This window comes from Dictyobacter aurantiacus (assembly GCF_003967515.1).
In the GTDB taxonomy this organism is placed as follows: domain Bacteria; phylum Chloroflexota; class Ktedonobacteria; order Ktedonobacterales; family Ktedonobacteraceae; genus Dictyobacter; species Dictyobacter aurantiacus.
In genome coordinates, this window is record NZ_BIFQ01000002.1 from 43,912 (window position 1) to 57,557 (window position 13,646).

General features: G+C 51.9%; 11 protein-coding genes and 2 pseudogenes. 7 read left to right on the forward strand and 6 right to left on the reverse strand.

The genetic code is table 11. The features are described from left to right. Positions 1–54 precede the first annotated feature (54 nt). The 4 genes from KTT_RS25030 to KTT_RS25045 form a co-directional block, all read right to left on the reverse strand. Positions 55–624 (reverse strand): putative antibiotic biosynthesis monooxygenase, encoded by a 570-nt coding sequence (locus tag KTT_RS25030; protein ID WP_126599929.1) that lies wholly within the window; start codon positions 622–624, stop codon positions 55–57. Positions 625–704: 80 nt separating this feature from the next. Continuing rightward, entirely contained in the window at positions 705–2,939 is a 2,235-nt protein-coding gene (locus KTT_RS25035; RefSeq protein WP_126599931.1) for a xanthine dehydrogenase family protein molybdopterin-binding subunit, read from the reverse strand. Then, entirely contained in the window at positions 2,936–3,931 is a 996-nt protein-coding gene (locus KTT_RS25040) for an FAD binding domain-containing protein (protein ID WP_126599933.1), read from the reverse strand. The genes KTT_RS25035 and KTT_RS25040 overlap by 4 nt, the downstream gene beginning before the upstream one ends. Next, complete coding sequence (locus tag KTT_RS25045; RefSeq protein ID WP_126603123.1) at positions 3,918–4,451, reverse strand: (2Fe-2S)-binding protein; 534 nt, start codon at positions 4,449–4,451, stop codon at positions 3,918–3,920. The genes KTT_RS25040 and KTT_RS25045 overlap by 14 nt, the downstream gene beginning before the upstream one ends. 517 nt (positions 4,452–4,968) lie before the next feature. Between KTT_RS25045 and KTT_RS25050 the strand changes: the two genes are divergently transcribed. The 4 genes and pseudogenes from KTT_RS25050 to KTT_RS25065 all read left to right on the forward strand — a co-directional run. Continuing rightward, positions 4,969–5,292 carry a nuclear transport factor 2 family protein gene (locus KTT_RS25050; RefSeq protein WP_126599935.1) on the forward strand — a complete coding sequence of 108 codons (324 nt, stop codon included), beginning with the start codon at positions 4,969–4,971 and terminating at the stop codon, positions 5,290–5,292. Between the two features lie 308 nt (positions 5,293–5,600). Then, a pseudogene (iscB, locus tag KTT_RS25055) lies at positions 5,601–6,203 on the forward strand (RNA-guided endonuclease IscB); the annotation flags it as partial. A gap of 578 nt (positions 6,204–6,781) precedes the next feature. Beyond that, positions 6,782–8,671: a reverse transcriptase/maturase family protein gene (locus tag KTT_RS25060; RefSeq protein ID WP_160146126.1), complete on the forward strand. Its 1,890-nt coding sequence runs from the start codon at positions 6,782–6,784 to the stop codon at positions 8,669–8,671. A gap of 29 nt (positions 8,672–8,700) precedes the next feature. Further along, positions 8,701–9,399, forward strand: a pseudogene (locus KTT_RS25065) (HNH endonuclease); the annotation flags it as partial. A gap of 262 nt (positions 9,400–9,661) precedes the next feature. Here the strand turns inward: KTT_RS25065 and KTT_RS25070 are convergent. Continuing rightward, positions 9,662–9,961, reverse strand: a complete 300-nt coding sequence (locus tag KTT_RS25070) for an IclR family transcriptional regulator domain-containing protein (RefSeq protein WP_218031007.1) — start codon at positions 9,959–9,961, stop codon at positions 9,662–9,664. Between the two features lie 485 nt (positions 9,962–10,446). Here KTT_RS25070 and KTT_RS25075 point away from each other — a divergent pair, with 485 nt between their 5' ends. Next, positions 10,447–11,319: an AraC family transcriptional regulator gene (locus tag KTT_RS25075; protein WP_126599945.1), complete on the forward strand. Its 873-nt coding sequence runs from the start codon at positions 10,447–10,449 to the stop codon at positions 11,317–11,319. On the opposite strand, the gene KTT_RS25080 is transcribed toward KTT_RS25075, so the two are convergent. Next, positions 11,316–11,525 (reverse strand): transposase, encoded by a 210-nt coding sequence (locus KTT_RS25080; protein ID WP_160146127.1) that lies wholly within the window; start codon positions 11,523–11,525, stop codon positions 11,316–11,318. The genes KTT_RS25075 and KTT_RS25080 overlap by 4 nt on opposite strands. A 284-nt stretch (positions 11,526–11,809) precedes the next feature. Here KTT_RS25080 and KTT_RS25085 point away from each other — a divergent pair, with 284 nt between their 5' ends. Further along, a complete protein-coding gene (locus tag KTT_RS25085; protein ID WP_126599949.1) occupies positions 11,810–12,553 on the forward strand; it encodes an SDR family oxidoreductase in 744 nt (247 codons plus the stop codon). A 117-nt stretch (positions 12,554–12,670) separates the two neighbouring features. Beyond that, complete coding sequence (locus KTT_RS25090; RefSeq protein ID WP_126599951.1) at positions 12,671–13,579, forward strand: SDR family oxidoreductase; 909 nt, start codon at positions 12,671–12,673, stop codon at positions 13,577–13,579. Positions 13,580–13,646 lie beyond the last annotated feature (67 nt).

Genomic DNA, 13,646 nt, shown 5'->3' on the forward strand with positions numbered 1-13,646 from the left:
TGCAACACAGCCCACGTCATTCTCGTCTTCCTCATCGTTTTTGCAACACAACCTCTACTTCTCCTGTGGATAGAGCCACGAATGTAAGAGGCGCGTCGTAACTGGCAGACCTATATACGTAAGTAGGAAGGCAAGAAACACCGTCACAACGGCATTCGTGATAGGAAGTGGCCAGCCATGAACGAAAGCATTGAGAATAAGAAGAATGATTAAACTTGCTATATAGGCCGATGGGATAATCGCAAGAGACATCTTCCACTTTAGCGGTGTAGCCTCCGGCAGACCAGGAAGGGTGAACCATACTGCCATCCCGCTCGACGTTTGTGTGTAGGGACTCGAGAAAGCTGCGGCCTCTTGCATCAATTTGGCCCGGTCTCCTGACTGCATCCAGGCGCGCGCAGTGGCATTATCAGCGAAACGATGGACTACATAGCGTACATTTGACTGTTCCTTTCCGAACGTAAGAATAGAGACTCCCTGATCACCAGGAAAGCGCTCGCTTGCGGCAATAGCGCGTTGAACCCAGGCATAGAAGTCATTTTCATGTCCGGGTTTGAGGATTCTTCTTTCAACAAGAGTCACAGGCTCTTTAGTTGTAGCCGCTTCATGTATAGATTGTGTCACTTTCACCTCCTTGTTGAGACATGCCCAACTGGCATTACCATACAGCACTGGCATAGCCAGGATGCCAGTACTGCGCTTGTTTATAAAAGGTGCTCGATTCTGATCGGCAATTCGTGAACACGGCGGCCAGTGGCGTGAAACACGGCATTAGCGATGGCGGCTGCAGAACCGACCTGCCCAATCTCTCCACAGCCTTTGACGCCAAGCGGATTAACGATCTCGTCATGCACCTCAATGAGATCCACTTCGACGTCGGGTACGTCAGCGTTCACCGTCACCAGATATTCGCCCAGGCTGGCGTTCGCCCAGCGACCACGTTGGTTATCCATATAGGTACCTTCCAACAGAGCCTGGCCCAGTCCCCACAACATTCCACCCATGAGCTGACTGCGAGCAGTCTTGGGATTAAGGACGCGACCGGGGGCGAAGACGCCGACCAGACGCCGGACGCGCACCAGTCCAAGATCGGCGTCGACGGCGACCTCCGCAAACTGGGCACCGAACGTCGCGAGGCCATAGGGAGTGTTTAACGGTGGTGGAGTCCAACTTCCCAGAGCCTCGGTGTTTTGCAGGCGATGGCGGAGAAGGAGTTCACCGTAAGTCTCCCCGCTGTCCGGTCGGTCACGAAGCATCATGCGCCCACCGCTTACTACCACCGAGTTCGGATCGGCGTTATACAACGGTGACTTCTCATCGGCGATAGCCCGGGCGATAATCTGGTCACGTAACGCGATAACAGCATTGTGGACTACGGCGCTCACCATGCCCGCGCCCGACGAGCCGACGGCGGAAGATGTGTTGGGCAGATCGGTGTCGCCATACTCGAAGCGGACACGCTCGAGCGGTATTCCCAACCCCTCTGCCGCAACCTGCGTCATTACTGTCGCCATGCCCGTACCAAAATCCTGAGTGCCCGCCTGAATAACTGCGCTACCGTCAGCGTACATGCGAGCGCGCGCGCTCTGGGTTGGCATAAACAAGGCCACTGGATAGACGGCTGTTGCCATACCTGTACCGATCAACCAGTTCCCGTCGCGCTGCGAACGGGGAGCCGGGTTGCGTCCCTGCCAGCCGAAAAGTTCAGATCCGCGCTGGTAACATTCCTTCAAACCCTTGCTCGACCAGGGATTACCGGTAGCGGGGTCAACATCGGCATGGTTGCGTATCCGCAGTTCAAGTGGATCAATGCCAAGCTTATAGGCTAGTTCATCCAGGGTGCACTCCAACGCAAATATTCCTGTTGACTCGCCAGGACCACGGGTAAAGGTTGGCGTCATCGTATTGCCCTGGACGAGCCGATAGATCCCCTCATAGCTCTGACAGGCATACAACCGCTCAGACATGTTCAATGAAGGCTCGGCCCAATTGTCGAAGGGTGAGGTCAGTGAAAGCTTGTGGTGACGGAGCGCAGTAAGCTTGCCATCGTCATTCGCGCCGAGCATGATCCGCTGCTGCTGTTCCTCACGATGACCACAGGATGTGAACATTTGCTCACGGTTCACCAAGAGCTTCACTGGGCGTCCAACGTGGCGAGCGGCGAGCGCAGTCAGTGTTACATGGGGCCAGACCATAGCTTTGGAGCCGAAACCACCACCGACAAAATGTGTAATCACGCGAACTTTTGATGGAGAGATACCCAGTAGCGCGGCGACCGTCAATTGCGTGGCGGTGATGCCCATTGTAGAGTCATACAAAGTCAGTAGATCGCCGTCCCAGACAGCGGTGGTAGCCAATGGCTCGATTGGGTTGTGGTGGTTGGCGGCAAAATGATACGTCTCGTCGAGGCGCACAGTTGCCCGAGCGAGATCCGCCTCGATATCTCCGCGTCCCTGGCGGCCGGGTATCAAGCCTCCGAAGATGCGCTCGGGTTCATAGCTGTTATCTTCCCCCTGTTCCAGGGTCGTTATCGATGGCGTCTCCTCGTAGCTGACATGTACCAGTGTCGCGGCATATTGAGCACATTCGAGCGTCTCAGCGATCACAATTGCGATAGGCTGACCGGCGTAATGCACGACCTCGTCTTGCATCGGGAAGAAGGTCTCGCCGGGAGCAGCCATGCCAAGCAGCGAGGGGATCAGTGGAGGTTGTGCCGCGATTCTTCCCAGGTTATGGTGAGTGAGGATAGCAAGAACGCCCTTAGCCTGCTCGGCCTCGCTTGTACTGATGAGGCTGATTCGTCCACTTGGCACGTCTGCGCCAATGAAGACGGCGTATGCTATGTTGCCCAGCGTGATTTCAGTGGAGTAGCGACCGGGGCCAGTCACCTTAGCACGGCCATCCACACGGTTAACGGACTGCCCAATTGCAGTATTCATGCTTTACCTCCCATCGTACTGATCGTCTCCAGGGCGCGGACGATGCTCCGTTCTGCCAGTTCAACCTTGAATGCGTTAAATTGGCGCGGTACCGCTGCGCTGAGTTCCTCGTGTGCAGCCCGGGCAAAGTTTGTTTGCTCTGCCGACGCCCCAAGCAATATCTGTTCAGCTCGACGCGCTCGCCAGGGTTTGGTAGCGATACCTCCAACCGCCAGACGTACATCACGAATTATATTTCCATCGAGTTCTATCGCTACGGCCACGGAAACCAGGGCGAACTCGTACGAAGAGCGATCACGAATCTTGATATACAGAGACTGGCGTGCCATTGGCAATGCCGGTACTTCTATTGCAACGATCAGTTCGCCGTGCTCGAGTGGATGCTCATGGTGAGGGGTAACACCGGGCAAGAGGAAGAAATCGTCGATAGCGATCGCACGCTCACCGTTCGGCCCATCGACATGTATGATAGCGTCGAGGGCTATAAGGGCGACGGCAACATCCGAGGGATGGGTAGCGATGCACTGCTCGCTGGTCCCTAAGATCGCATGACCACGATTGAAACCATCCATCGCGGCGCAGCCACTGCCCGGCTCGCGCTTATTGCAAGGGGAAGACAGGTTGCGAAAATAACTACAGCGAACTCGTTGAAGCATGTTGCCACCCATTGAGGCCATGTGTCGCAACTGTGCCGAGGCACCCAGTACCAATGCCTGAGAGATCATCGGGAATTGCTCGACTACACTGGGCGCTTCGGCGACCTCGCTCATGCGTGCAAGCGCTCCAATACGCAGACCGCCATCCGCGAGATTCTCAATCTGCTTGAGTGGCAAATCGTTAATATCAACGAGTCCGCTCGGTGCTACCACACCCTGACGCAACAGATCGATCTCCGTGGTACCTCCTGCAAGAAAGGCTCTTGTAGGATCAGCGCTGACAGTGGCAATTGCGCTGGTGACATCGGTAGCACGTGCATAATTAATCGGCTTCATGGCTGCTTCCTCCTTTTGCATCGCGGACTTCGCGGATGGCGGCACGAATATTGGGGTAGGCAGCACAACGGCAGATGTTGCCGCTCATCCACTCGGCAATTTCCGCGTCGTTTGTGGCATGCCCTTCTTCGAGCAGGGCGACCGCAGACATAATTTGACCGGGAGTGCAATAGCCACACTGAAATGCATCGTGAGACAGGAACGCCCTCTGCATGGGATGCAACTCTGTTTCCCCGGCCAGCCCCTCAATGGTCGTTACCTCATGGCCCTGGCAAGTGATGGCCAGAGTCAGACACGCCAGGACCCGTCGCTTATCTACCCAGACCGTGCAGGCTCCGCAAGTTCCCTGGTCGCAGCCCTTCTTGGTGCCTGATAGGTTCAGGTGTTCACGCAGGGCGTCAAGCAAGCTTGTACGGGGATCGAGCAGGAGAGTGGATACGTGCCCATTGATATGAAGTGCCATCTCCATTGGCTCGGGTCCGAGCATGGGCAGAGTTTTGATCTGCATGTTCGTCTTCATCACTTTCTTCTCTATGTCCTTCTTACTCATTCTTCTCACCCCATTGGTGAGAGCTATCTTTTTCAGGTACGCGCTTCTCCCATACCTCCACATGCATACAAAAGAAACAAAGATGACCTCCTGAGCGGTAAACCATTCTGTGTTCATCGGTCCTGAATGATCACTAGTTGAATGTGATCTGTCTCATAGTCTACTCAAAGCGCAGGCGATAAATCTTGTACGTTTGACTGAAATTCTGTACACCTATCTTGAAATCGTGACAAACATCGTCAACATGTACAAATCATCAGCCAAACGTACAAGACCCGTTTATTTACGTTGCGATAGATTATGGTTAAACCATGAAAGGAACGTGCCCGATTACAGGTACGAGGCGGCTCTTGTTTAGTAAGAAGAGAGCAATAGAGTAAAAAATTCCTGTAGCATCGGCATGCGATAGGAAAAAGGGATGTTATAGTAGTATAATGACTATAAAATTTCGAAAAGCATACCATACATGAGAACGGAGGAAAAGTAATTGGAAACAGCATCACTTCGCTCCTCACTCGTCCGCCAGGCGATTGAGGCGATAAACCAGGACAAGCTCGACGATTTTATGGCGCTATTTGCTCCAGATGCCACACTGGTTGATGTTTCGACGTACACAGGATTTCATCAGATCCGGGACTGGGCACAGCGAGAGACATTCGGTGTTCATGTGCGCTTCCAGCCACAGAGTGAAAAGAATGCGGAAGGAACCATTATAGCAGGTCATGTACAATCTGTTGGGGGCTACAATGGACCGGCTACCTTCGTCTTCACTCTGCGTGAAGGCGCTATCCAGTCGCTAGACATCTCCTGATAGCAACGAGCGAAAAGGTTGACCTGGAGAGGATCGAGAAACAAGACGATAGACGTCGTCAATAACCCCCTCCTGAAGGAGGAGGCTTGAAAAAGCCTGTATTGACCAGACTCAGCTAGCAATAGCTACGTTAGGAGCGAATAGATAGGTACCTGTGGGTGCGTTGCCAGCTCTCAGTTCTACGGTCAACGATTAAACAGATTGTCGGGGAAAAATCAGTGTCGTTGGCATCAAACCGCTCTATAACATTGTCGAGGCGAACATTACCTGGGAAACCAGTGAGCTTGAAAAAGCAAAGGAGTCTCTCCGTGCGTTTCGTTTTTGTTGTCGATGCCAACAGGCATCCCGTACATCCTGTCCATCCGGCCCGTGCCAGGAAGCTTTTAACGACAGGGAAAGCGGCTGTGTTGAGGCAGTGTCCGTTTACGGTGATCCTGAAAAGAGCGATCGAGTGTCCAACGATTCATCCACTCCGGGTCAAACTTGACCCCGGATCAAAAACTACGGGGATCGTTGTGGTGAATGACCACAGTGGAGACGTCGTGTTTGCGGCGGAGCTTGCTCATCGTGGGCAGAGCGTGAAAGCAGCCCTGGATGATCGCCGGTCTGCTCGTCGCAGTCGAAGACAGCGAAAGACGCGGTATCGAAAAGCTCGCTGGGCTAATCGAAAACGGCAGGCAGGGTGGCTCCAACCATCGCTCGAAAGCAGGATGGCGAACATATTGACCTGGGTTCGCCGTCTTGCTCGCTACGCTCCCATTCAGACCATAAGCCAGGAGCTTGTGAAATTTGATCCGCAGTTGATGGAGAACCCTGAAATTGCGGGGACCCAGTATCAGCAAAGTGCATTGGCAGGCTATGAAGTGCGCGAGTATTTGCTGGAGAAATGGGGGCGCCAATGTGCGTACTGCGTTACGCCCGTACTAGGGCATCATCTCAGCGGGGAGCAATCCCCTACTTTCTATGGGAACGAAAGTATGCTCAGCGTTTTACCTGCCCCCGAAAGGGTAGCAGGGACCATAGTATAACGCCTAGACAGGGAGGGCAATGGCTCCAGCAAGCCGGAGAGCCTCTCAGAGCAATCTCGACATGGTGAAGGCTAGACTGCTTTAATCCTAGAACCGAGCGGGAGAAGGCACGCCTGGTGGGAAGCTGGTGACACCCACTATCTCCTGAATAGCACTCTTTCCGCAGTAGAGAGCTATACCCATGCAGGAGACGCGACCCCAATAAGGGGAAGAAGGTTTGAACGGGAAACCTACATCGAGAGTATCTGAATGATGCCTAAACGGGGATCATCCGAGTCTGAACGCGGAGAGTCAATGGAGACAAAACGCTATGGCAGACGTGCCTGAAAATCAGACCAGATGACGGAGCGTCCGTAGTAGTCGGCAGGAGAGCAACGACCTGCCCATGGAGTGCGGGAAAGCCGCATACAGGGCCAAGGGATGCAGAATTTTCAGTTGTAAGAATGAAAGAGGAGCACATAGTGCAACACCCAAACGCAGTGCTTACAATACTGAGCAAAATGACCCTAAAACCAGAAGTCACGTTCGATAAGTTGTACCAAAAGCTCTATAACGTCGAACTCTGGCTACTGGCATATCAGTGTATCGCGCCAAAACCGGGCAATATGACACCTGGGGTAGATGGGAAAACCATTGACGGGGTAGGATTAAGACTCATTCAAGACGCAATTGCAGACTTGAAAGCGTCACGATACAAACCTCTCTCCGTCCGACGTGTCTATATCCCAAAGCCCAACGGTCAACAGCGCCCGCTTGGTATACCCAGTTTTCGGGATAAACTCCTGGGTACGGTGCTCAAGCTTATCCTGGAAGCCATCTATGAACCAACGTTCTCGGAATACTCACACGGCTTCAGACCAGAAAGAAGCTGCCATACGGCCCTTGAAGCGGTCAAACGAGACATGAGGGGAATACGGTGGTGGGTAGAAGGAGATATTAAAGGGTATTTCGATAATGTCAACCACGATACACTCCTGAGGATACTGAGCAAAAAAATTACCGACAAACGGTTTCTCCACCTGATCGAACAATTCCTAAAAGCTGGATACGTCGAAGATTGGAGGTATCATCAGACGTATTCAGGAGTTCCACAGGGAGGAACCCTTAGCCCTGTCCTCTCGAATATCTACCTAGATGAACTTGATCGAACAATGGCAACGAAAATAATTGAGTTCGATCAAGGTAAAAAAAGGAAGATGACGTATGAGTACAAACGGCTGAGAAAAGCCAAATGGCGAGCAAAGAAAAAAGCCAGAGCAACGGGAGCATGGAAAAAATACAAACAACTCCAACAACAGATGCTCCAAACCGATGCAACGGACCCGATGGACCCAGGATACAGGCGGCTCCACTACATAAGGTACGCCGACGATTTCCTCGTAGGAATTAACGGGAACAAGGCCGAAGCTGAAGCACTAAAAAACTGGTTAGGAGAGTATCTGAGAGAAGAACTCCAACTCGAACTCTCAGCAGAGAAAACAGTAGTAACCAACGCCAAAAATCGAGTTCGGTTCCTTGGATACGACATCAAACGCTGGTCAGGAAAACGTATCCTCCGCTTCCAAACACAGCAAGGGGTTAAAACGCAACGTACCGGGGCTTACCAACTTACCCTTCTGATGCCGGTGGACAAAACCATTAAATTTGCCCAGGAATACGGAGACACGAATAGCTGGCAAGGAAAACATCGAAACAAATTGCTCAACCTTAGTGAATTGGAAATTCTCATGACCTACAATGCGGAAGTGAGAGGATTTTTAGGGTATTACTCACTGGCAGACAATCTAGCAGATGCGGCAGGAGGAGTCCTCTGGATTACCATGACAAGCTTCTTCTGCACATTGGCAGGAAAGCGGCAGTGCTCGATCAAGAAAGTAACTAAAAGTCTGAAAAAGGGACCCAATCGATATGTCATCTGCCTCGAAAAGGAAGGCAAAGGGACCAAAGAGTACGAACTCATCACCTCTACCAGCCAACTGAAAAAGAGAAAGGTGACATACGGGTCAGTGGACCTCATTCCCAAGACATGGGTGTATCAGAGCCGAAACGAGTTATCGAAACGCCTGCTCGCATCTGAGTGCGAGTGGTGCGGCATCAGAGGCACCCAGGTAGAAGTCCATCATGTTCGTAAACTGGGAAACCTGGAAGGGAAAACCCCTTGGGAACGGCAAATGATCGAGCGACGACGCAAAACAATGGTGCTTTGTGTTGAATGCCATGACGAACTGCACACAGGAACGCTCAGTGAGAAAAAGAAAAAACTCAGGAAAATTCGGAGAGCCGGATACGCGGAAACGTGTAAGTCCGGTTCGGAGGGGGTTTCAGTGAAACCTGACATAGCAATATGTTAAGGCACACGGTTACTACCCTACGAGCCAGTGATCGGCCTTTGCAGGTAGAGCATATTCACGCTCGTGCCAATGGGGGCACCAATCGCGTCAGCAATTTAACGTTGGCGTGCGAGCAATGTAATCGTGCCAAAGGAGCCCTGGATATCGCCGTGTTTCTCAAGAAGAAACCAGATCGTTTGCACGGTATTCTCGCTCAGGCAAAGAGATCCCTGAAGGACGCAGCAGCCGTGAATGCAACACGTTGGATCCTGTTTGAACGTCTGAAGGCAACGGGGTTGCCTGTTGAAGTAGGAAGTGGCGGGTTGACGAAGTTCAATCGAACCACCAGGAATCTTCCGAAAACGCATTGGCTCGATGCGGCATGCGTTGGGAAAAGCACGCCAGAGCATCTGATCACCGAGGGGATCGTGCCTCTTCTGATCACAGCGACGGGACATGGCAATCGGCAGATGTGTTTACCAGACAAGTATGGATTTCCGCGTACCTCTGCCAAAGGGGCAAAGAAGGTCAAAGGCTTTCAAACAGGAGATATCGTCAAAGCGCATGTCTCCAAAGGCAAAAAGAGGGGAACCTATCTCGGGCGTGTCGCCGTGCGGGCACGTGGTTTTTTTAATATCACGACCGCTCAGGGAACCATTCAAGGGATCAGTGTTCAGTATTGCCGAATCATTCATCATGGTGATGGATATAGGTATGAGAAAGGAGTGCGGTATTCCTCCCACGCCTGAAGTCGTGGGTATCCTACCGCAACAAATCATGAAACCATTTTACCGGCTCAGTATACACCGGCGCTAACGGTGCCAATGAAGCCACCTCAGTTAAAGGTGCATCTCGTTGCTCATCCCATAGTTTTAAAAGGATAGCTTAGACTCTTTCTAAGATCATCCCACTGATGATCTTAGAAATTTTTTATTGATATATGCTAAAACCAGAAAATTCCCCAACGATTGTGTAAGACAAAGATATGTTCCCTTCATACGAGAACATATCTCACCAGGCGGTATAGGGAACAAGGGGCAGTGTCAGGAAACTACGAATGAACGCCTCATCGGAGAATTCCAACAGCACTTTTCCTGCTGCAGTCGCGTGCAGTGGTCCACGCCAGCCAATATGAGCATACATGTGAATGGGATGGGGCGAATCCACCTGTGCTACATACCCAACGGAATGGCCATCAATGACCGCAAAGTGCGCCGTCTCTTGCGTGCTCTGCACAAGCGCAACCAGAAAAGGATAGACCTCTTGTTGCAACGTTGGGGCGGCGAGCGCAATTGATACTTTGCTGTCCACTATTGATACCACCACTGGGGGAAAAATACCTTGCTGACACGCTCATTGCCGGTTCGTGCTGCTGTGGTACAAGCGGCTCCCATCCTGTAACACGGCATCGAGTCCCCCTTCAGATATTTCCGCCACACCTTGATGGACGTGTTGCGGCTCACGTCGAATGCGTCGCAAATCTGCGCATCGGTCCAGCTCTCGGCGGCTTTGAGCAGTGCATAGGCCCGCGCAAAGACGCGTTGGTTTTGCCAGCGTGGATGAACGTCTGGAGAGAATCACGATCAGTTTCGGACAAGGTCACAGGAATGGGATGCAGCATAGAACTCTTTCAGGGGTTTTCCTTAAGTGCACCACATCTGTCATACTCGATCTGGACTGGCACTAGCCGTAACTTGTGACTTTGCACTGCAGTTGGTAAGGTGGTATATTACGGCAAGCTTGCAGTGATACAACTTACAGAATGATAGGTATTCTTAGAAAGGAGTATAGAGACGATGGAAAGAAAGATCACCGGTTCTACTCAAGCCAATTCTCAGCAGGGATTACTTCACTCCAGCGAGTCTCTGGCATGGAAAAATATTGTAATTGAACAACGCTATCATGCTGGCGGAGAATATGTCTATCCAAGTTCATCATCTCACAGGATTTGCCTGCACCAGGGGTCGCCCATCCAGATTGAGCAAGTACGAAACGGGCGGATATTTCATCACATCATAGCTCGTGGGAATTTACAAATCGTGCCTGCCGGGACTGAAAGCATATGGCGCCATACAGATGGCGCTGAACATATGCATATTTTACTCACCCCCGCTTTGCTTCAAATGGTCTCAGAGGATTACAATCAGCAGCATATTGAGCTACTGGACCATTTTAGTGTGCAGGATACACGCATTCAACACATCAGTTCAGCCTTGCTGGCAGAACTCCTTGAAGGGGGACCATCGGGACGTTTCTACGTCGAGAGCCTCACTACAGCGTTAGCGGCTCACCTGATTCATAAATACACGAGCACCCCTCCCAATCCACCAGAGATCACAAAAGGCTTGCCACCACACTTGTTACGAAAAATTACGTCTATCATTGAGGATCGGCTCTCCGATGATCTGGGACTCGCCGAACTTTCAGCTGAAGTAGGCCTGAGTACATCCCACTTCTCAAGCCTATTTCGCCAAACAACCGGTCTTTCTCCACACACCTATATCGTGCAACGCCGTCTAGAACGTGCCCAACACCTGCTCAAGTCAACACGACTTTCTATCGCTAAGATAGCCACGACAGTAGGATTTTACGATCAAAGCCATTTAACCCGTCATATGCGACACGTTTTAGGAGTCACTCCATCCTACATCCGAGAACACCTATCCTAAATCAAATGCACGCGATCCAACGACAAGCCTGAATGTTCCTCTTGCGGCGGCCAGCCAAAGTAGGCTTTGAGACCTGAGGCATGCTCAAAGTTGAGCACATTGCCTATCGCTGCAATGATCGCCGCGGCCTGAATGGTGCCAATCCCTGGGATGGACGTGAGAATTTTACCTTGTTTAGGGTGTAATGGATTTTCAATTTTTCGCACAAGCGGCGCGTCAAGGCAGGAGCGAAGGCTTCGTACAGCGAAGCGGTCGTGTGCGTATTCAGAGCACTCTGGACCGCTATGGTGTGGGTTACATTGCCACAAAGATCGTCAAAATATCCAAACTGACAACAAGAATGTCCAAGCTTTGCTCCACCGATCTCCTCTATACTCTACACATGTAATGGATGGGGTAATTGAGGAAGCAGAGAAAACCGATGACATACGGTCCCTGCTTCGCGATAAGGAAATTACCTCTTGATAAGATTCTTCTAGGAGATACCAGAATGGGTACACCTCAGGTCAACAAAGTCGCTCTTGTCACTGGAGCATCACGCGGAATCGGTCGGGCCATCGCAGAAGCGTTGGCTGCCAACGGAGTGAACGTTGTCATCAATTATGCTCACAACAAAGGTTTTGCTGATGAGATCGTGCATCGTATTCGGCAAAACGGCGGTCAGGCTCTGGCTGTGCAGGCAGATGTCAGTCACATTGCAGACCTGCAAGCTTTGTTCCAGGCCACCATTGAACAATTTGGACGCCTTGATATTGTCGTCAACAATGCCGGGATTATGACGACCAAGCCTCTTGAACAGATCACAGAACAGGATTTCGATCGGGAGTTTGCTATCAATGTGAAAGGAACCTATTTTGCCTGCCAATTGGCAGCCAGGTACCTCCAGGCAGGTGGCCGTATTATTAACTTCTCCTCCTCTGTCCTTGGGCAAATGATTCCTACCTACAGTCTCTATGCGGGCACCAAAGGCGCCGTTGAACAAATCACTCGGCAGCTTGCTAAGGAGTTGGGCTCCAAAAACATTACGATCAATGCGATCGCCCCTGGACCGGTGAACACGGACCTGTTTTCCGCTGATAAATCAGAAGCACAAATTGAGACGTTCAAGCGGATGATGGCCTTTGGTCGTCTTGGTGAACCGGAAGATATTGCCAGAGCGGTGCTGTTTCTGGCAAGCGAGGAAGCTGAATGGATCACTGGACAGGTCTTGCGTGCGAACGGCGGTTTCATTTAGAGCGTGTTGGCAGGTACAGGTCAACCGTACCTGTCAGGCCCTCATCCTACTCGGAGAATACTATACCTCTACCAATTCATTTGAGAACACCATCAACAAACATCAGGAGATACTACCATGGCTCAAGCAAACAGCCCACTTGTTATTCTTGTTACTGGTGCCGCTACCGGCATTGGGCAACTAACCGCTCATAGCCTGGCCCGGGCGGGACATACCGTCTACGCAAGCATGCGTAATATCACTACTCGCAACGCGACACGTGCACAAGCAGAACGTGACTACGCTCAATCCCACAGGGTGGACCTGCACGTCGTCGAGCTGGATGTCACCTCTCAAGAGTCGGCTAACCAGGCGGTGCAGACTGTGTTGGAGGAGCAGGGCCACATAGATGCTGTTCTACACAATGCAGGACATCTCATGGTCGGGTATGTCGAAGCGTTTACAGCGGAGGAGATCACGCATCTGTTCGACACCAACGCCCTGGGGGTGGTGCGGGTCAACCGCGCCGTTCTGCCGCACTTGCGCGAGCGGGGCACCGGCCTCCTCCTCTACACGGGCAGCACCACATCAGTAGTCGTTCCCCCCTTCCTGGGTCCCTATGTCGCCTCCAAGATGGCGATGGATGGTCTGGCTCAAACGACCGCCTACGAAGTCAGCCAGTTCGGCATCGAAACCTGCATTGTGATGCCAGGGCCCTTTACGCAAGGCACCGAGCACTTCCCGGATGCCACGCGTCCCGCCGATACCGCGACGATGGGAGCCTATGCACGCCTGGATGGGATGGTGGCACGCAATGAGGAAGCCACGAGTAATCTTTTCACACCTGGTGTGGATGCCAATCCACAGGCGGTCGCCGACGAGATTGTGCGAATTGTGGGTCTGCCCACCGGGTCACGTCCATTCCGCTCCGTAGTAGACTTTTCGAACGCTCATGTAGAAGAAGGCAATGCCCTCCTCTGGAAACTCCAGGCAGACTTTCTGGATCGGATGGGATTTGCCAATCTGCTTCATCCAGTGATTCGATGAAACAGTAGCTATTGACCTCAGCATCAACCCGACTCAGGACATAGGTGGCACATACGTACAGGATCTC